Annotated in this window: 18 protein-coding genes; 10 read left to right on the plus strand and 8 right to left on the minus strand. The window is 53.1% G+C overall.

The annotated features are described in order from the left end of the window. Nucleotides 1-3: 3 nt before the first annotated feature. Nucleotides 4-720, plus strand: a complete 717-nt coding sequence (locus AMM48_RS19915; RefSeq protein WP_102785495.1) for a 50S ribosomal protein L11 methyltransferase — start codon at nucleotides 4-6, stop codon at nucleotides 718-720. A gap of 12 nt (nucleotides 721-732) precedes the next feature. Here AMM48_RS19915 and AMM48_RS19920 read toward each other — a convergent pair whose 3' ends face one another. The 3 genes from AMM48_RS19920 to AMM48_RS19930 form a co-directional block, all read right to left on the minus strand. After that, nucleotides 733-2,430 (minus strand): PAS domain-containing methyl-accepting chemotaxis protein, encoded by a 1,698-nt coding sequence (locus AMM48_RS19920; RefSeq protein ID WP_102785496.1) that lies wholly within the window; start codon nucleotides 2,428-2,430, stop codon nucleotides 733-735. 280 nt (nucleotides 2,431-2,710) lie between these two features. Beyond that, nucleotides 2,711-3,499 carry a hypothetical protein gene (locus tag AMM48_RS19925; protein WP_102785497.1) on the minus strand — a complete coding sequence of 263 codons (789 nt, stop codon included), beginning with the start codon at nucleotides 3,497-3,499 and terminating at the stop codon, nucleotides 2,711-2,713. Between the two features lie 17 nt (nucleotides 3,500-3,516). Beyond that, complete coding sequence (locus AMM48_RS19930) at nucleotides 3,517-3,873, minus strand: hypothetical protein (RefSeq protein ID WP_101301876.1); 357 nt, start codon at nucleotides 3,871-3,873, stop codon at nucleotides 3,517-3,519. Between the two features lie 264 nt (nucleotides 3,874-4,137). Between AMM48_RS19930 and AMM48_RS19935 the strand changes: the two genes are divergently transcribed. Then, nucleotides 4,138-5,661: a UbiD family decarboxylase gene (locus AMM48_RS19935; RefSeq protein WP_102785551.1), complete on the plus strand. Its 1,524-nt coding sequence runs from the start codon at nucleotides 4,138-4,140 to the stop codon at nucleotides 5,659-5,661. Between the two features lie 107 nt (nucleotides 5,662-5,768). On the opposite strand, the gene AMM48_RS19940 is transcribed toward AMM48_RS19935, so the two are convergent. Genes AMM48_RS19940 through AMM48_RS19950 form a run of 3 tightly spaced genes read right to left on the minus strand, consistent with a single transcriptional unit; the run spans nucleotide 5,769 to nucleotide 6,957 of the window. Further along, nucleotides 5,769-6,056 (minus strand): HigA family addiction module antitoxin, encoded by a 288-nt coding sequence (locus AMM48_RS19940; RefSeq protein WP_102785498.1) that lies wholly within the window; start codon nucleotides 6,054-6,056, stop codon nucleotides 5,769-5,771. A 12-nt stretch (nucleotides 6,057-6,068) separates the two neighbouring features. Next, a complete protein-coding gene (locus tag AMM48_RS19945; RefSeq protein WP_102785499.1) occupies nucleotides 6,069-6,350 on the minus strand; it encodes a type II toxin-antitoxin system RelE/ParE family toxin in 282 nt (93 codons plus the stop codon). Between the two features lie 31 nt (nucleotides 6,351-6,381). Beyond that, nucleotides 6,382-6,957 carry a hypothetical protein gene (locus AMM48_RS19950; protein WP_102785500.1) on the minus strand — a complete coding sequence of 192 codons (576 nt, stop codon included), beginning with the start codon at nucleotides 6,955-6,957 and terminating at the stop codon, nucleotides 6,382-6,384. 238 nt (nucleotides 6,958-7,195) lie between these two features. Between AMM48_RS19950 and AMM48_RS19955 the strand changes: the two genes are divergently transcribed. Continuing rightward, nucleotides 7,196-8,545, plus strand: coding sequence for a TldD/PmbA family protein (locus AMM48_RS19955; protein WP_102785501.1), 1,350 nt, complete (start codon nucleotides 7,196-7,198; stop codon nucleotides 8,543-8,545). Between the two features lie 228 nt (nucleotides 8,546-8,773). Here the strand turns inward: AMM48_RS19955 and AMM48_RS19960 are convergent, their stop codons facing one another. Continuing rightward, entirely contained in the window at nucleotides 8,774-9,733 is a 960-nt protein-coding gene (locus tag AMM48_RS19960) for a diacylglycerol kinase family protein (RefSeq protein ID WP_102785502.1), read from the minus strand. Between the two features lie 218 nt (nucleotides 9,734-9,951). On the opposite strand from AMM48_RS19960, the gene AMM48_RS19965 reads away from it, so the two are divergent. Then, nucleotides 9,952-10,869 carry a UDP-2,3-diacylglucosamine diphosphatase gene (locus tag AMM48_RS19965; protein WP_102785503.1) on the plus strand — a complete coding sequence of 306 codons (918 nt, stop codon included), beginning with the start codon at nucleotides 9,952-9,954 and terminating at the stop codon, nucleotides 10,867-10,869. Beyond that, nucleotides 10,866-11,993 (plus strand): glycosyltransferase family 1 protein, encoded by a 1,128-nt coding sequence (locus AMM48_RS19970; RefSeq protein WP_102785504.1) that lies wholly within the window; start codon nucleotides 10,866-10,868, stop codon nucleotides 11,991-11,993. The genes AMM48_RS19965 and AMM48_RS19970 overlap by 4 nt, the downstream gene beginning before the upstream one ends. 23 nt (nucleotides 11,994-12,016) lie before the next feature. On the opposite strand, the gene AMM48_RS19975 is transcribed toward AMM48_RS19970, so the two are convergent. After that, nucleotides 12,017-12,817 (minus strand): lipopolysaccharide kinase InaA family protein, encoded by an 801-nt coding sequence (locus tag AMM48_RS19975; protein WP_102785505.1) that lies wholly within the window; start codon nucleotides 12,815-12,817, stop codon nucleotides 12,017-12,019. Nucleotides 12,818-13,037: 220 nt separating this feature from the next. Here AMM48_RS19975 and AMM48_RS19980 point away from each other — a divergent pair, with 220 nt between their 5' ends. Genes AMM48_RS19980 through AMM48_RS20000 form a run of 5 tightly spaced genes read left to right on the plus strand, consistent with a single transcriptional unit; the run spans nucleotide 13,038 to nucleotide 18,743 of the window. Beyond that, on the plus strand, nucleotides 13,038-14,804 hold the full coding sequence (locus AMM48_RS19980; RefSeq protein ID WP_181951597.1) for an ABC transporter transmembrane domain-containing protein: 1,767 nt from the start codon (nucleotides 13,038-13,040) through the stop codon (nucleotides 14,802-14,804). Between the two features lie 26 nt (nucleotides 14,805-14,830). After that, the gene (locus AMM48_RS19985; protein WP_102785506.1) at nucleotides 14,831-15,598 is read left to right on the plus strand and encodes a lysophospholipid acyltransferase family protein; all 768 of its coding nucleotides are present in this window, start codon (nucleotides 14,831-14,833) and stop codon (nucleotides 15,596-15,598) included. Then, on the plus strand, nucleotides 15,595-16,887 hold the full coding sequence (locus tag AMM48_RS19990; RefSeq protein WP_102785507.1) for a 3-deoxy-D-manno-octulosonic acid transferase: 1,293 nt from the start codon (nucleotides 15,595-15,597) through the stop codon (nucleotides 16,885-16,887). Before AMM48_RS19985 ends, AMM48_RS19990 begins: the two co-directional genes overlap by 4 nt. Beyond that, on the plus strand, nucleotides 16,880-17,851 hold the full coding sequence (gene lpxK, locus AMM48_RS19995; RefSeq protein ID WP_102785508.1) for a tetraacyldisaccharide 4'-kinase: 972 nt from the start codon (nucleotides 16,880-16,882) through the stop codon (nucleotides 17,849-17,851). The genes AMM48_RS19990 and lpxK overlap by 8 nt, the downstream gene beginning before the upstream one ends. After that, a complete protein-coding gene (locus tag AMM48_RS20000) occupies nucleotides 17,844-18,743 on the plus strand; it encodes a lauroyl acyltransferase (RefSeq protein ID WP_102785509.1) in 900 nt (299 codons plus the stop codon). Before lpxK ends, AMM48_RS20000 begins: the two co-directional genes overlap by 8 nt. Nucleotides 18,744-18,885 lie beyond the last annotated feature (142 nt).

An 18,885-nucleotide genomic window follows, 5' to 3' on the forward strand; every position in this document is an offset into this window, starting at 1 on the left:
ACCATGAGCGAAAACGTCTTTGCCGATGCCTTGGTACCCGACGTCGACGATCCGCAATTTGCCGATCTGATCGAAACATTTACCGTGCCTGCGCGCGTACCGCTTGCACCGGAAATCGAGATGCATCTGGCGACCCACATCACCCCGCTTTGGCAGGCAACAGAGGATATGCTGGGCGTGCTTGATATTCCGCCCCCCTATTGGGCCTTTGCATGGCCGGGTGGACAGGCCATCACACGCTACATCCTTGATCATCCCGAAATGGTTCGTGGCAAACGGGTGCTTGATTTTGCCTGTGGTGGTGGCATGCAGGCCATTGCATGCGTCATGGCCGAGGCAGGCGAAATTTTGGCCAATGACATTGATCCTGTGGCCATCACTGCAACGCGCCTGAATGCCAAGCACAACGGTGTTGCCTTTCCGACCACGACCGAAAACCTTGTCGGCACCAGTGCGCCGGAAAAACGCTGGGATGTGATTTTTGCCGGGGACGTCTGTTATCAACAGGACATGGCAAATGCGGTTCTACAATGGCTGATGGCTGAAGCCCGCCTTGGCACGCGGGTTATTCTTGCCGATCCAGGCCGGACCTATGCCCCGACCCATAATATTGACGAACTGGAAACCTATGAGGTCCCAGTCGATGTCGCGGTCGAGGACACGGATACGAAATTCACCCGAATCTGGCAGTTACTGCCAGACCGGGGAAATATTGTCTGATCTACGGTCGCGTTAGCCCGCAATGCTCTTCACACAGCTGTTGAGCTCGTTAATGCCGTTAAACACGAACTGAATGTTTTTGGAAATATCGTGAGTGACACTTGTTTGTTCTTCGACAGCAGACGCAACAGTGTTGACATAATCACTGACCGATCCAGCCGATTCCGAGATTTCCCGTGTTGAATCAACCACCCGCTTGGTAATGCTCAGCATCGAGTTGATTTGCACCTCAATCTGGTCGGTTGCCTTGGCTGTTTGGGTCGCAAGATTTTTGACCTCGCCTGCGACCACGGCAAAGCCCTTGCCCGCATCGCCTGCGCGTGCGGCCTCAATCGTGGCGTTAAGTGCCAAAAGGTTTACCTGCTCGGCCAAATCACGAATGATCTGAACCACACCGGACATTGATTCCGACGTGCTTTCAAGTTCCGTACGAATGCCATCGGCCATTTCAGATTTGGCAACGATGTCATTCACCGCGATCTGGGACCGGTGCATGCTTTCACTGATTTCCTGAATGGCCGCCAGCATTTCCTCGGATGCACTGGCAACCGCCTCGGCACTGGCACTTGATCCTTCCGCGAGTTCTTCGGCGGTTGTGCGGGTCATGACCTGCTTGGTAACATCGGAGGCATATTTAACAACTTTGAACGGTCGCCCGTTCATGTCAAAAACCGGGTTGTAGCTGGCACTGATCCAGACGTCCTTGCCGCCCTTGCCCATGCGTTTGAACTCACCAGACTGATACTCGCCCCGTCTTAGTGCCGCCCAGAAATCTTTATACGCATCAGTTTTGACATACTCGGGATCAACGCACATGCTGTGGTTTCGCCCCTTCAAATCGGCCAGCTTGTATCCCATTGCGTTCAGGAAATTGTCATTGGCATCAATAATCGTCCCGTCCAACTCGAACGAAATAACGGCTTGGGATTTTCCAATGGCATCTATCTGGCCTTCATAATCCGCCGCACGCAGCTTTTCGGCCGTAACGTCAGTTGCGTATTTGACGACTTTGAACGGTCGACCATTCATATCAAGGATCGGATTATAACTGGCTTGAATCCAGACTTCCTTGCCGCCCTTGCCAAATCGCCGATACTCGGCGGACATGTATTTTCCAGACCGAAGCGTTTCCCAGAACTTCTTGTATTCCGGGCTTTTTGCGTACGCCGGATCGACAAAAATCTGGTGATGCTTGCCCTGCACTTCCGCAAGCGTATAGCCCATTGCGTCAAGGAAGTTCTGATTGGCCGTCAGGATCTTGCCGTCCATGTCAAATTCAATGACAGCTTGTGACTTTCCGATCGCCTCAATCTGGCCTGCATAATCGGACTTTTGGCGTTTCTGATCGGTTACATCGCTGGCGACTTTGAAAACTTTGTACGGCTTGCCATGTTTGTTGAGAACCGGGCAATAGGTCGCCTGAATCCACACGTCCTTGCCACCCTTGCCAAAACGGTGGAACTCGGCTGTGAAAAACTCCCCGGCGGCAAGTCTCTCCCAGAACTCTCTGTATTCGGGACTTTTTGCATATTCCGGATCAACAAACATGCTGTGATGTTTGCCTTTAACCTCTTCAAGCTCATATCCAAGCAGTGACAGAAAGTTTTTGTTCGCGGTGAGGATCTTGCCATCCATCGTGAACTCGATTGTGCCCTGCGACAGCTTGATCGCGTCGATGATGTGCCCATCATCGTTTCGTGCACCAAACATCATCTTCTCCCTCTATATCAACAAGGCCCACCTTAGCCTTGATACGCGCATTTCCAGTTGCAGGAAACGGCATCCCCAGTACTTCCCCCCAGAAGCATCATTTGTTCGGATGTTAGGCACACTTTACCCAATCATCCCAGATCGTTCCACCTTAGCAGTCGGTTAATCTGTTTGTGCACCAGCGTTATGTTGCAAGAGATTTATCTATTGCCGTGAAAATCCATCAACACAATCTTTAATTGCATAATAGATGTTCACAGAAACTGATCAAAATGAAACGCTATTTCGGAACACTAGTTCTACGTGGTGTCGGATTGTCCGTTTTTAAATAGCGTCCCACCAGTTTTCGTCGCAAGTCCGCATCATCAATCAACTTTAAAACGAATGTCGGATGCGGTGCCTGCCCGGCGCGTTTGGCGATCTGGGATAACATTTCCCATTGGCTGCGCGCGACAAAGCGTCGATTGCGCGCAGGAATGTCGACAAGTGCAAAGGTATCGCCGTGATCAAATACGTACCCGGCAACAGATTGATAACTGCCAACCCGGCCTGCCTTCAACCCGCAATCAAGTGTGATTTTCGTGCCGTCGAGCTGACAGTATTTATAATGATCGGGCACTGATTCGGTGCTGTGCATATGACTAAGCTGCGTGGGTGTTAGCCATGTAACCGCCACCCTGACTGTCGTCCCCGGCGAGGAGGCCAAAGTTGCCGGAAGTGCTCCGTAACCGGCCATATGCGCCGAATAGACAATATCTTGGTCGGTCATCCAACCGAACGTCACCGGAACAGGTTCTTCATGATGATGGGGTGGTGCGAATTTGCGGGCCAATTGAACCGGCGCGCGGTTGGACCCAACGGCCAGAACCGGGGTCCGTCCAGCCGTCAAACGGTCTATATCACCTGCAACCATCTGCCTGACTGTGCCATCCGCAAACAGGAAATCATAATCTGGCGCGTCATAGGGATACAAAAACGCGCGCAGGATTTCCTGCGCGCGTGGATGCTGTTCGATCTGTTCGCGCAACACGGGATCTGTGATTTTATGCGCATCAGAAATCGAAAACATGCAAAAGTCTGTCCGGCTTAGTCTTCGACAACGCGATAACGGCAATTGCAGTTATCGACATGTTGCCACGCCAGCTTCGACCATGCCTTTTCGGCATCTTCAAAAGTTTTATACGGACCATGGCGTTCTTCTTCGCCACCGACCGGGGTTTCAAATTCGGTGGTTTCATATTCACCACCGACAACCCAGTATTCGTCAAAACGTTCGATGCGATACCGCGAATTTGCGTCATCGACCGACTGCCAGGCCATTTTAGACCACTGTTTTTCCGCGTCTTCGAAGCTGCCAAACGGACCAACTTTGGTTTCTTCGCCAATCGGCTTATCAAAACCGGTATCCTGATAGGTGCCCCCGATAACCCAATATTTGGCCATCTGTGCGTCCTTCATGCTTTTGGTGATTTGCCATGCCGCGTGCTGTGGGTCACGCGACTCAATTCCTTGCCCTTGTATACCGAAATGATACGTCAACCAAAACCGCAAAGTTTCGTATAACCTTGCAACGCAGCATCCCGACTGTATTTGGGGACGCTGTTACAAAGTTACAAACGCTTCTTTGCCAACAAGCATGGTTGTCCCCAGACGCAGCAAAGCGTATGAAGACAATCAGATTTTAGTGCTCAGCAGATGACAGGTGCCATGCCCTATCAATCCCTTCGTGACTTCATGGATGCGCTGGAAAAAACCGGCCGTCTTGTTCGTGTCACTGAACCGGTTTCCCCCAACCTTGAAATGACAGAAATCCAGACGCGCCTTCTGGCCGAAGGCGGCCCGGCGGTGTTGTTTGAAAATGTTGTCGGGGATGACGGCAAAAAATATGACATGCCGGTTCTGGTCAATCTGTTTGGCACGGTGGACCGCGTCGCGGCGGGCATGAACAGAAAGCCCGAAGAGCTGCGCGAAGTCGGCGAAACGCTGGCCTTCCTCAAACAGCCCGAACCGCCCGGCAGCCTCAAGGAAGCCTTTTCGATGCTGCCGTTGGCCAAGACCGTGATGGCGATGAAACCCAAAACGGTTTCCAAGGCCCCGTGCCAGGAAATCGTCATGACGGGCGATGATGTTGACCTGTCAAAAATCCCTATCCAGTCGTGCTGGCCGGGCGAACCGGCCCCGCTGATTACATGGCCGCTGGTCGTGACCCAAGGACCATCGGCGGGCAAAAATGGTGGCGACAAACGCGATGTGTTTAATCTTGGCATCTATCGCATGCAGGTGCTGGGTAAAAACAAAACCATCATGCGCTGGCTCAAACATCGTGGTGGTGCGCAACATCACGCGCGCTGGAAAAAGGAAAAGCCTGATCCACTGCCCGCGGCAATCGTTCTCGGTGCCGATCCCGGCACCATTCTGGCCGCCGTAACGCCTGTGCCCGATACTCTTTCGGAATATCAGTTTGCCGGGCTTCTGCGTGGTGCCAAGGTCGAACTTGTGGACTGCAAAACCGTCCCGCTTAAAGTGCCCGCCACCGCCGAAATTGTGCTGGAAGGCTATGTCTCGCTGGATGAATACGCGCCCGAAGGCCCGTATGGCGATCACACGGGCTATTACAACTCAGTCGATGATTTTCCGGTGTTTAACATCACCGCGATCACCATGCGCAAAGACCCGATTTACCTCTCGACCTTTACCGGCCGCCCGCCAGATGAACCCTCGGTTCTGGGCGAAGCGCTGAATGACGTGTTTGTGCCGATCCTGCAGCAGCAATTCACCGAAATCGTTGACTTCTGGCTGCCGCCCGAAGGATGTAGCTACCGGATTGCTGTGGTGTCGATGAAGAAGGCCTATGCCGGTCATGCCAAGCGCGTGATGATGGGCGTTTGGTCGTTCCTGAGGCAATTCATGTACACCAAATTCGTCATCGTTGTGGATGACGATATTGATGTGCGTGACTGGAAAGACGTCATGTGGGCAATCTCAACCCGGATGGACCCGGTGCGCGATATCACCACGGTTACCGACACCCCGATTGACTATCTTGATTTCGCATCCCCGGTTTCGGGCCTTGGCGGCAAGCTTGGCCTTGATGCCACCAACAAGTTCCCCGGCGAAACCAACCGCGAATGGGGCGAAAAAATCTATATGGACGATGACATCATCGACCGTGTCGATCAGAAATGGGAACGCTATGGCCTGCCCGGTTCAGGTAAGAAAATCTGGAAATAATCCCGCAAACCTGAGGAAACATTTTCAACGCCGCTTGGCTCAACCTTGAGAACAGCGATGGCAACGGTCATGATCAAAAGCCATCGCTGTTTGGTCGCGCGGGAATATTACGCAGCGTGTGGCTCAATCTCAGCCTCAATCTCCGCGCCAATTTCATGCTCGACCACTGACAGATCATATGCAGATTGCGCATTGAGCCAAAACTGCGCTGTCGTACCAAAATAGCGTGACAACCGCAGTGCCGTGTCCGCAGAAACATCCCGTCTGCCACGGACAATATCATTAACGCGATTGGCGGGAACCTTGATCCGTCGCGCCAGTTCATTCCCGCTCAGAGACAATGGCTTCATGAACTCTTCGCTCAGGATTTCACCGGGTGATGTTCTGGTTCGCATGATCATTCTCCCTTAGTGATAGTCGACAATCTCAACGTTCTCTGCACCGCCCGTGCTCCAGCTAAAACAAACGCGCCACTGATTGTTGATACGAATACTGTATTGTCCGTTTCGATCCCCCTTAAGCAACTCGAGACGGTTTCCGGGTGGCACGCGCAAATCCTGTATAGCGGTGGCATAATCAATCATATCAAGCTTGCGCAGCGCAGGTTTGGCAATTGGACGCAGCCATTTGGCTATTCCCGCCCCATGAAACAAATCTTGTGTTGCCTTACACTGGAAACTCTTGATCATGAGTTATACATAGCACGTACTACGTATAATTTCAATTGCGGAAAAACAGCCAGTGATCGCCATTGCCTGCTGGTTCTTGCGAATAGAAGAACTGCGGCGCATCGCACATGAAATCATCGACCCGAATCGCAAAGTTGCACAGCCTTTCATCGCCGATCACCTCGGCCATGAACTCGGTGCTGTTTTCCTGCCAGCTCATGATCGGCGGGGCGGTTTCATCATGAATGCACAGCGCAACCTGTTCGGAGCTTTCAAACGGAAGATAGCGGACTTCACTTTGGTCCTTGCCACCGTGATTAGTGACAAACAGCATTGCAAATCGCGGTCCATCAGGACTGTCCAGATCAACCCAACCCGCAATCCGGTCGACCACATCATCACAGGTAAAATCACCGGTCAGCATCTGATGACGATAGTTTTGCGCATATTGCCCACCCTGAATGCGCATTTCGGAATAAAGCTGATTGGAGGATACCGGATCGGCTTTGCCCGCGTCATTCAGAGACGTCTCAGTACCCGCATTTGGACTTTCACCCGCATAAGCAAGACCGCCCAGCCCCGAAGAAATCGCAAAAAGAAGCCCCATCAACATTGCCTGCTTGCTCATATTTTTCCCGTCTGTATTTCGGCTTTTACAGCCATTTATGTGCAATTTCTTTGAGTATAGCAAAACGGCGATAAAAATCGTCAAAAGACATGCCCTTGCCGATCCCCCTTTATCGCGCCACCTTTGGGGCAGCAAGGCAAATGAACCAAAGACGAAACCTCTTTTTGTTTCGCCCCTTTGCGAATGCGCCTGCGCGCCCTATAAAGTAGCCATCACATTCCGAATTAAGGGAGCTTCCATGCCCAAGACCGACATGACACTTGATCGCATCACCGATCTTCTGGCCCGTGCAAAAAAAGCCGGTGCCGATGATGCCGACGCCGTTTATGTCGAAGGAACGTCGCTTTCGGTGGCCCAGCGTCTGGGCAAGATGGAAAAGCTTGAACGTTCCGAAGGGGCTGATCTTGGCCTGCGGGTTCTGATTGGCAAACAACAGGCGGTTGTTTCATCTTCCGACACCAGCGATGCTGCCTTGAATGAACTGATCGAACGCGCGGTCGCGATGGCCAAAAACGCGCCAGAAGACCCCTATTGCGGGATTGCTGATCCGTCTGAACTGGCCGCAACGTTCGATGTTGACGCGCTTGAGCTGTGTGAACCGGGCGAAGTCGATCAGGCAAAAATGATCGAATGGGCAACCGCCTGCGAAGAAGCTGCACGGTCGGTCGAAGGTATCACCAATTCGGAAGGATCCGAAGCAGGCTGGGGCCGTCATCAAGTCACTTTGGCCGCAACCAACGGCTTTGCCAATTGCTATGCCGGGTCCGGCAGCCACATTTCGGTATCGGTTATTGCCGGGACGGGAACGGCAATGGAGCGCGATTATGATTATGACAGTGCCGTCTTTTCGACCGATCTGCGCGATCCGGTCGATATTGGCAAAAAGGCTGCCGAAAAAACCCTGCGCCGCCTGAACCCACGTAAGGTCAAAAGCGCGCACGTACCGGTCATTCTGGACCCACGTGTATCGGCCTCCATCGTTGGTCACCTGTCCGGTGCGATCAATGGATCGGGCATCGCGCGCGGCACCAGCTTCCTGCTTGATGCGATGGGCAGGGAAGTTTTCGCCCCGCATATCAACATCATTGATGACCCGCATCGCAAACGTGGTCTTCGCTCCAAACCGTTTGATGCCGAAGGTGTCGCCAATCAAAAACGCCATCTGATTGAGAATGGTGTGCTTAAAACCTGGATCATGGACTTGCGATCTGCTCGTCAGCTTGGCCTGAAATCCACAGGCAACGCATCACGCGGGGCCGGCAGCCTTCCGGGGCCATCAACCACCAACCTGTATATGGAACCGGGCACCATTTCGCCCGCCGATATGATCAAGGAGATCAAATCGGGGCTCTATATCACCGAAATGATCGGCAGCAGTGTCAATGGTGTGACCGGCGATTATTCACGCGGGGCATCGGGTTACTGGATTGAAGATGGTGAACTGGCCTATCCGGTTTCCGAAATTACGGTCGCCGGAAACCTCAAAGACATGTTCAAAACTGTTGTGCCCGCAAGCGACCTGACCTTCAAATACGGCACCAACGCCCCAACGCTGCGCATTGATGGCATGACCTTGGCCGGGCAATAAGCTACGGCGAGAGCCCATCAGATAAACGACAAAATACCCGGTCAAACTTTGATCGGGTATTTTTTGTTGGTGTAATACCGTTTTCGTTCTGACGGCGCCGACAATTGCCAAAACGGTTTCAAGACCTGTCTCCCGCCCGTTTAATAAATAAGGCTCATTTCCCGTCAAATCTTGCGGCCGTGTTGCTAGGGTCTGAACCCAATTGAATGTTTGAAATGGGTTCAGACCCTAGTCCGCTGCAATCTGCAACAGCGGACGGCCATCCTGCTTGGGATTACTCTGTTCAGCATTGTGTATATCGGCATAAGCAGGTGGCACCATCAAGCGCACAGGATAGGGCGACAGGCTGATTTCGCAGGGCAGTTTTCCTGCACTTTCACCGTCAATCTGAAGCGGGGCCGGACCGCAATGGCTGGTGATTGTTACACGTTCGGTCTGCACCAGCGACACATCGCTCTGTTCGTGCAGTCGGTTTAAAGTCAAGGCCAATCCATAGCGTGACAAGGCCCCGATCCCGTTTCCGGGCATCAAAACCACATCAAGATTATTCGACGTCAGGCTTGCCTCGGGCGATATGACAAACGCCCCGCCGTAATGTTTGGCATGAGTGACAACAACCCCGGCAACCCGATAATTTTCCCGCCCGATGTTGACTTCAAAATCACGGTGACGCGGGAAAAAGATGTTGCGTAATCCTTCAAGAACATAGGCCCCCTTCCCGATCAAACGTTTCAGCCGCAAGGAAACATTGGCAACCGTATCGGCGTCCGCCCCCATGCCTACCATCAGGAAAAACGCCCGGCCGTTCACAACACCGGGCCGGACCCAGACCATGCTTGGGTTATTGATATAACTGGCGATGGCCTTGGCCCGAAGACTTAACCCCACTTCCACCGCCAAAACATTGGCCGTTCCCAATGGAATAATGCCAAGCGGTGGCACCTCGTGACCGTCAATCTGCGCATCAAGCAACCCATTAAGCGCTTCGTTCAACGATCCATCGCCACCGGCAACAAACAATCTTTGATGGGCGCGGACCTTGCGCGCCAGTTCGCGTGCATGTCCCGGATGGGTGGTTTGTAAAAGCTCAACCTTAACGCCCGCATGTTGCAGGATTTCCGACAGAAAACGCTGTTTGTTTCCGCCCGCACGCGGGTTGAAGATGACAGTCACTCCGGCATGGGTCATTCAGGATCGACTTCCGCAATAAAACCGAAATAAAAAGTAAGTACACGCTAGCATATGAAGTAAAATATGTAACAGTTGCTTTACAGAACCGCGAAATTTATGTGAACGGGTTATATATTCGCGCGATTTATTTTAAACCGATACTGGTTGGAGACAGTATCTGGCATCTTTAAAGTCAGTTTCCAGCCATCTTTTTGGCAGGATACGGAGGAGCGGCAATGACAGCGATGACGCTGCAACCGCATTACCGCACGGTCTGGATTTCGGACGTCCACTTGGGGACACGTGGATGTCAGGCAGATCTTCTTTTGGATTTCCTCAATGAAGTAACGGCAGACACCTATTATCTGGTGGGCGACATTATTGATGGCTGGCGTCTTAAGAAAAGCTGGCATTGGCCCGAAAGCCACCACGCCGTTATAACCACGATCATGGATAAGGCCAAGAACGGTGCCAAGGTTATCTTTGTGCCCGGCAACCATGATGAATTTGCCCGTGAATTTGTCGATATGACCTTTGGGCATATCGAAGTCAAAATGAACGACATCCACGAAACGGCCGATGGCAAACGCCTTTTGGTGATCCATGGCGATGAATTTGACGGTGTTGTCAAATATGCCCGATGGCTCGCCTATCTTGGCGATACGGCCTACAACTTCGCCATCACTCTTAACCGCTATTACAACGGCATTCGCCGTCGCCTTGGATATGGATACTGGTCGCTTTCGGCCTATCTTAAAAACCGGGTGAAGAACGCGGTTCAATTCATCTGCAACTTTGAAAACGCCGTCGCCCACGCAGCCGCCAAACGTAAGGTGGATGGTGTGGTCTGCGGGCACATCCATCATGCCGAGAAACGCATGATTGGTGATGTGCTTTATTGCAATGATGGTGACTGGGTCGAAAGTTGCACCGCCCTTGTCGAAGACATGGACGGCAAGCTTGAACTTCTCCATTGGGCGGAAATGCGCCAGATGGCCATGACCCATTCCATACCCGGCCGTGATGCTGCCAGTACTCCGTCGCTTGGCCTTGGCAAACTGATTTCCATGTTCCGTATCGCCCATACTTCGGGCAAATCCGCATCCGCCGCGTCTGAAAAGCGCGGCGATGCACCGATTGGAAAGACTGCATGAAAATACTGATCGTAACCGATGCCTGGTATCCACAGGTCAACGGTGTTGTCCGTACCCTTGAAACCGTACGCGGCGAGTTGGGCGAGATGGGGCATGATGTTCATGTCATCTCGCCTGATCAGTTTAAAACCATTCCGTGCCCGACATACCCGGAAATCCGCTTGGCCCTGTTTGCCAAACGTAAAATGGCCAAGATGATCAAGGCCCTGCACCCGGTTGCCATTCATATTTCGACCGAGGGTCCATTGGGGCAGGCCGCCCGGGCCTATTGCCTGAAACAGGGACTGCCTTTTTCGACCGCCTATCACACGCGGTTCCCTGAATACATCCACGCGCGGTGGCGTTTACCGTTATCGATTTCCTATCGTGGGATGCGCAAATTCCATTCAAAATCACAATCGGTGATGGTCGCGACCGAAAGCCTGCGCGAAGAACTGTCTGACTGGGGGTTTGATAACCTGCATATCTGGTCGCGCGGTGTTGACCTTGACCTTTTCCGCCCACGTCCAGATGCAAGTTTTGGCGATTTTCCCAAACCACACTGGCTGTTTGTCGGACGGGTCGCTGTGGAAAAGAACATTGGCCATTTTCTGGATCTTGACCTCCCCGGCACCAAATTCGTGGTCGGCGATGGGCCGCAGCTGACCGACTTACGCCAGAAACACCCCAATGCGCAATTCCTTGGCAAAAAGGTTGGTGAAGACCTCGCAAACGCCTTTGCGTCCGCAGATGTTTTTGTTTTCCCCAGCAAAACCGACACATTCGGGTTGGTTATCCTCGAAGCATTGGCATCAGGTACGCCGGTTGCTGTTTTCCCGGTTCAGGGACCCGCCGATATTGTCCGGGGCACTAAAGCCGGTGCGATTGACGCCGACCTTGGCAAAGCCGCCATGGCCGCCCTTCACCTTAAACCCGAAGATGCTCGTGCCTTGGCCGAACAATACAGCTGGCAAAATTCCGCCAGCCAGTTCCTGCACAACCTTGCACCATTTTCAGGTGGTTTTGACGGCCTGGAAGCCATCCGCATATCGGTTGATGATGCGGCACGTACGGCAGCATCTTTCACCACCGGCGACGACACCACCACGATCAGTGATCAACCACTTGGTCAGCCAGCGCAGTAATGCGCTGGTACGACCTTGGCGGATCACTCTTGGTTCAGGCTTTTGCGAAGAATACGATAAGCCAAAAGCCCATTGATCGCATCCGTGCCCAACCAGCGCCTAAACGGACGCAACATAAGGTAAACCGGGCGCAGCACCTTAACGATTTTTCGAAGCGGGACCATCTGAGGTGCGTCAAATCCGGCCTGATCGACATAGGCCCGCCACCCTGCGCGCAACAATTCCGGACGTTTTTTAAATTCGCGCTGGATCGAAAAAACAAACAGCAGGATATCACGCGCCTGCGCATCAATGATCGGCATACGTGCATTGGGATCTTCTTCAAAATCGATAAAACCGATTTTATCATCATTCCGGATGGTCAGGTTACGCAGCAAGGGTGCACCATGCGCAACGCCCGCCTGATGAAGCTGTGCCAATCCTTTGCCTGCGGCATCAATCAATTTTGTGACGGCGCCATTATCCCCTGCACGAATGCAATCTTCGATCCGGGTTTGTAAAATGCCACCATTATCCCCAATCGCGATCCAGTTTTCGGTCACACAGACCAAATCGGGCACCAGAATGCCTCGCTCAGACAATTTGCGCAGAGTGTTTGCTTCGGTTTCAAGGCCTTCTTTGCCGCCGGGCGAGACCGTCGGGCTCAACAAGGCAATGCCCGTAATGTTTGCCAGAAACCGTTGCAAATGATGCCAGCCCTTTTGTTTGGCCGGCACAGCTTGCTTGATCCAGATACGTCTATTCTTCCAGCGCAGCGCGAAAACGCGTGCCCCGACACCTTGCGCCATTGTATGTTCTACAAGTGCGTGCAGTTGCTCGTTCATTTTTTTATCTTATATGTCGTTGCGCGTGACCTGCTGATTGGCGGGTCAAATTTGTATCTTTCACATGCGCGCTGCAGCTTGCCGCCCATGCTTGAGCATGCTAGCAACAGCGCATATAGATCGACACACTTTGAAGCCCTATTCCATATAGAGTGTATCATATTGATACAACTTGGAAATGGCCGGAACGACCAGGAACAAATCATTGCCGAAGAATCCGATGGACCACACTGCTGAACACTGGCGCACTTGGCCCCTGGTCAAACGTATCGTGCAAGATGCGGTAAAGCCTTACTTCGGCAAGATTGTTCTCGCTCTGATTTGCATGGCACTTATGGCGGCTGCGACTGGTGGCTATGCCTATTTGATGGATCCGGTCATCAACGAGGTGTTTGTCAAACAAAACGGTGCAATGCTGGTTCCGGTCGGCGTGGCTGTTCTGTTCGCATTTGCCCTAAAGGGCTTTGCCAACTATGGCCAGTCCGTATTGATGAGCTATGTCGGCGGTCGCATTCTTGCTGATATCCAGAACAAGCTTTACGAACATGTCATCCGGCTCGACATTGGTTTCTTCCATAGTACGAATACCGGTAAGCTTATAACGCGTTTCACCAGTGATATTACGTCCATGCGCGCGGCTGTTTCTGTCGCCCTGACCGGGTTTGGTAAGGATCTCCTGACGGCTATCGTCTTGATCGGCGTGATGTTCTATCAGGATTGGCAATTGGCGATCATTGCGTTCACAGTCTTTCCTGCGGCCATATTACCGATTGCCCGACTTGGCAAACGCATGCGCAAAGTGTCTGCTAACACCCAGCAGCAAATCGGCGAATTTGCCACCCTTCTCGAACAGACGTTTCAAGGTGTGCGCCACGTCAAAGCCTATGGCATGGAGCCATACGAGTGCTCGCGTATGGAAAAACTGGTCGAGACTGTTTTTCAGTTGAGCTTCAAGGCGCAAAAAGTCAGTGCCAGGTCCTCCCCCATCATGGAAACACTCGGCGGTGCAGCGATCACGACAATCATCATTTACGGCGGCAGCCGGGTAATTGATGGCGCAAGTGATCCGGGTAGTTTCTTCTCGTTCATTACCGCCCTTTTGCTGGCCTACGAACCGGTAAAGCGTCTGGCAAATATCAACATGAATTTGCAGTCAGGCCTTGCCGCGTCCCAGCGCGTGTTTATGGTGATGGACCTTGAGCCCGAAATCAAAAACGCCCCGGATGCCAAGGACCTCACCGTGTCGGGTGGAAACATCAATTTCAAGAATGTTTCCTTCGCCTACAACCCGGAAATCACAGCCCTTCGTGATATTGATCTTGACATCAAGGCCGGTGAAACGGTTGCGCTTGTCGGGCCTTCGGGGGCGGGTAAATCAACCATCCTGAACCTGATCCCGCGCTTTTACGATATTGATAACGGCGCCATCACTGTTGATGGTCAAGACATTCGCGACTTAACACTTGAAAGCCTGCGCCGTGCGACCGCACTGGTCAGTCAGGAAATCACCCTGTTTGATGACACGGTGCGCGCCAACATTGCCTATGGCCGTGCTGGTGCGACCGAAGCCGAGATCGAAGAAGCCGCGCGCAATGCCGCGGCTCATGACTTTATCGGTCTGCTCGAAGACGGTTATGACACCATCGTCGGCGAACATGGGGTTAAGCTTTCTGGTGGGCAGCGACAGCGTATCGCGATTGCGCGTGCCATGCTTAAAAACGCACCGATCCTGTTGCTCGATGAGGCAACATCCGCCCTTGATACCGAATCAGAACGCCATATTCAGGACGCGCTTGCGAAATTGATGAAGGGGCGCACCACCCTTGTGATTGCGCACCGGCTGTCGACCATTATTGATGCGGACAAAATCTGTGTGATCAATAATGGCCGTATGACGGAACAAGGAAAACACGATGAATTGCTTGCACTTGGAGGGGCTTACGCACACCTCTATAATCTTCAATTCTCTGAAGAAAATGAAAACTGATCCGGGTAATTTCGGGATTTACAGGCGTGCAGTTGCATAAACGCATTATCAGAAGCGAAACCACGCGCAGCACCTTGTGCTGGCTTGCGGCGTCGTATGTGCGCCTGATCCACGCGACCGGGCGTTGGCACACCAAGGGCGGCGACCTTCCGGCGCATTACCTGACCGAGGGCAAACCGTTTATCGTCGCATTCTGGCATCAGCGCCTGTTGATGATGCCCTATACATGGCGCTCGGTCGGTGGTGACCGTCCGTTTAACATGTTGATTTCATCGCACCGCGACGGGGAAATCATTTCCCGCACCATTGCCTATTTCGGGCCAAAGACAATTGCCGGATCGACCGGCAAGGACAAAGGCGGTGCAGCCGCCTTACGTCAGATTCTAAAGGTGCTCAAAGCAGGTGAAGTTGTCGGCATGACCCCGGATGGACCACGCGGCCCTCGCATGCGCGCCTCAGACGGCATCATTCAGGCTGCCCGCATGGCAAACGTTCCGATTTTTCCCCTGACCTATTCGGCCTCCAACCGCAAAGTTCTTGGCAGTTGGGACCGTTTTATTCTGCCCTTACCCTTTTCGCGCGGCGTCTATCACTGGGGCGATCCGATCCATGTGGATCGCAAACTCGACGCGGCGGGTATCGAAGCCAAACGCCTTGAACTTGAAAATGCGCTGACCGAGCTCACTCAGGAAACCGACAGCGCACTCGGGCTTAAAATCATTCCGCCTGCGGGCCTTGACGCACTCCCCAAGCAGAAACGGTCGGCGATCGCAGCGGGGGAAACCGGTAAATGAGCCTGTTTTACGCCTATCGCGCGGCGACACGCCTGCTGGGTCCGGCTCTGTATCTGTATCTCAACCGTCGAAAAAGTCTCGGCAAGGAAGATCCAGGCCGGATTGGCGAACGGTTTGGTCACCCAAGTGCTCCACGGCCCAAAGGCAAACTTGTCTGGATACATGGCGCGAGCGTCGGGGAGTCTCTTTCTGCCCTGCCTGTGATTGATGAAATCCATCGTCGCTATCCCGATGTTTCAGTCCTTGTCACGACGGGTACCGTGACCTCGGCCGCACTGATGCATGAACGCCTGCCAAAGGGTGTCATTCATCAATTCATCCCGATTGACCGCCAAGTGTGTGTCGCGCGGTTCCTCCATCACTGGAAACCTGATCTGGCACTTTGGCTTGAAAGCGACCTTTGGCCCAATATCCTGACCAAGGCCAAGAAGGCAGGCACGCGCTTGGTGCTGGTCAACGGTCGTATCTCGGAAAAAAGCTTTAAGGGCTATTCGCGCTTTCCATCCTTTATCCGCCCGGTCATTGCCGCCTTCGACCTGATCCTGACACAGGGCGCGGAAGAAACGAAACGGTTTGCCGCCCTTGGCGCAACCAATGTCAAGGCCGTCGGCAACCTGAAATTCGCCGCCCCGCCGTTGCCCGCCAATGACGAGGAACTCGGTAAACTGCGCGATCAAATCGGCAATCGTTCTGTGTGGTTGGCATCAAGCACTTTTGACGGTGAAGAACGCATTGCCGGTCAGGTGCATCACAACCTTGCTCCGACACATCCTGATCTTCTGACCATCATCGTTCCGCGCCATCCTGTGCGTGCTGATAACATCGAAGCCGACCTGATTGCGCAGGGGTTGCAGGTATCGCGCCGTAGCCTGGGCCACCAGATCACCGAACAAACAGAAATCTATCTTGCCGATACCATGGGCGATCTTGGCCTATTTTACCGCATCGCGCCGGTATGTTTTATGGGCAAATCTTTGTGTTCGACCGGTGGGCAAAACCCGCTGGAACCGGCCCGATTGGGCTGTGCGATCCTACATGGCCCCGATATGAGCAACTTTGCCATTATCAGTCAGGAGATGCTGGCTGCCGGCGCCTGCCGCCCTGCATCTGACGCAGATGACCTGACACGGCAACTTGGCGGGTTCCTGCGTGACCCGGCATCGGCCGAAAAAGTCGCCGCTGCTGGCTTGGCCTATGCCAGTTCCAAGGCAGAAGTCCTTGACCGCACCCTTGATGCCATCGATCCACTGATTGCAGACATTCCGACACACGGGGGCGGCAATGCGTGATCCCCGTTTCTGGCAAGAAGACGGAATTCTTGCAACGGCAATGACCCCCCTTTCCTTGCTTTGGCGCGCTGGCGGATGTGTTCGCACGATGAAAACAACGCCGCGCCATCCCGGATGCCCGGTGTTTTGTGTCGGCAACTTCACTGTTGGTGGTGCCGGAAAAACACCAACAGCACTTGCCCTTTTTGATCTATTGACCGCACTAGGCCGAACACCGCATTTCGTCAGCCGCGGATATGGTGGATCCATGCGTGGGCCACACCGGGTTGATCCAGAATCTGATCGCGCTGATCAGGTCGGCGATGAACCGCTTTTACTCGCGGCACGTGGACCGACTTGGGTGTCACGCGAACGGTTCCTTGGTGCGGAAATGGCCCGTGCTGCCGGGGCCAATGTCATTATCCTTGATGATGGATTACAAAACCCGTCTCTGATCAAGGATTGTAGCTTTGCCGTCATCGACAGCCAATATGGCATTGGCAATGGCCGGGTGATCCCCGCTGGCCCGATGCGCGAACCGCTGGATTCAGGGCTTGAAAAAGTTCGGGCCATTATTCTGATTGGTGATGAAACCCCGGACTTCATCACCAACCTTCATGCATCGGTTCCGGTCGTGCGTGCGCGCATTGAAACGGAAAATGGTGCGGATTTCGCACATCAGCGCGTTCTTGCCTTTGCCGGGATTGGACGCCCTGCGAAATTCTATGAAAGCCTGCACCAATGCGGCGCAATGATTGCTGAAACCCAAGATTTTGCCGATCATCACCCGTTTAGCGCACAGGAACTTTCCGATCTGCGCAAGCGTGCACAAACACTGGGCGCGCGTCTTGTCACCACACAAAAAGACCTGATGCGCTTGCCAAGTGAAAATCGCAGCGGCATAAGCAGCCTTAACATCCGTCTGGTGTTTGACGCACCAGACCAGCTGAACCAGATTGTAAAAACGGTGCTTGCCGATGGATAAGAACAGCAAATTTTACAAGATGCGCCAAAAATACCTTTCTCATCCGCTTCAAGGATTGGGCGCGCATATCCTGTATTGGTTCTTTGCGGCGATGCCGATTGATATGGCATCAAATTTTTCCGGTCGCCTGATGCGGAACCTCGGACCAAAACTGGGCCAAACAAAAAAGGCCCGTAACAATCTTACCCGTGCCTTTCCGGAAAAATCCAAAGACGACATCGAAGAAATCGTTGCCGACATGTGGGAAAACCTTGGCCGGTCGGCGGGTGAAATCCCCCATTTGCATAAGCTGCACCCCGGCGGGCCCCGTATCGAAATTGTTGGTCTTGAGCACGGACTGGCATCACGCGATGACGGTAAACCGGGATTATTTTTCACCGGTCATATTGGCAACTGGGAAGTCAGCATGTGCATCGCAACCGTTCTTGGGATGGACATGATGAGCGTATATCGCGCTCCGGATAATCCATGGGTCGATGATCTGTTCATGCGCGCGCGCAAAACATTCAGTGGCGAGTTGGTAAAAAAGGGCCCAGATGGTGCCCGCAAACTGACCCGGTGTATGAAAGATGGCGGCCATGCCTGCATGCTGGTCGATCAAAAAATGACGGACGGCATCGCGGTTCCATTCTTTGGGCGTGATGCCATGACCGCCCCGGCACTGGCACAGTTTGCACTTAAATATGATGCCCCGATTGTACCCGTTCGTGTTGAACGGTTGAATGGTGCCTATTTCCGTATGACGTTTTATCCCGCCCTGACGATCCAGAAAACCGGTAATCGCCGCGCCGATATTGCCAACATCATGACGGAGGTCAATGCCATCATGGAAAGCTGGATACGCGAACGCCCTGCTCAGTGGTTATGGCCTCATAAACGCTGGCCGAAATGATCGGCTCGCGCAAATATTGCGCTGGGATAAAACGATGTTTCTTTCATTAACGGAATAAGAACTCCCATCGGGCACACTCGTCATTTGAACATGTTCGACTGACCTCAGGAGCCCGTTTGCCTTGTCCCGCATATTGATCATT

Origin of the sequence: Thalassospira sp. GB04J01, from assembly GCF_000751115.1 — a bacterium.
Classification (GTDB): domain Bacteria; phylum Pseudomonadota; class Alphaproteobacteria; order Rhodospirillales; family Thalassospiraceae; genus Thalassospira; species Thalassospira lucentensis.